1 protein-coding gene is annotated in these 267 nt (G+C 43.8%); it reads right to left on the bottom strand.

Annotated features, from left to right (window positions below; translation table 11 throughout):
- Positions 1 to 252, bottom strand: a 252-nt coding sequence (locus SB689_RS23295; RefSeq protein ID WP_410694422.1) for an IucA/IucC family protein, incomplete at its 3' end; no start/stop codon positions are given.
- Between the last annotated feature and the right edge of the window lie 15 nt (positions 253 to 267).

Here is a 267-nt window from a genome sequence, read left to right as displayed (position 1 = left end):
ATAAAGCCTATCTCCAATTTCGGAACGGTAAAAGTCCTCTCTGTTGATATGTTCCCATGACTGAAATGCCGATCTGCTCTTATGGGAAGCCAACCAGATTACCTTAAGGTTTTCCTCAGCTTCAGGAGCAAATGTTTTCAGATCACGAGGCGAAAAGCCAAGTCTGCTTTTGTTTACAATTACCCACGGATGTCCGGTCATATTATGTTCCACGGTTTGATAATCAGCTGCTGCAAGGTCCTTTGAGGGCATTACTCCTTTTGCAAG

Source organism: Chryseobacterium sp. SIMBA_038 (genome assembly GCF_046535115.1).
Lineage (GTDB): Bacteria > Bacteroidota > Bacteroidia > Flavobacteriales > Weeksellaceae > Chryseobacterium.
The sequence above is the reverse complement of the archived record's forward strand: the minus strand, read 5'-3'. Positions and strand labels throughout refer to the sequence as shown.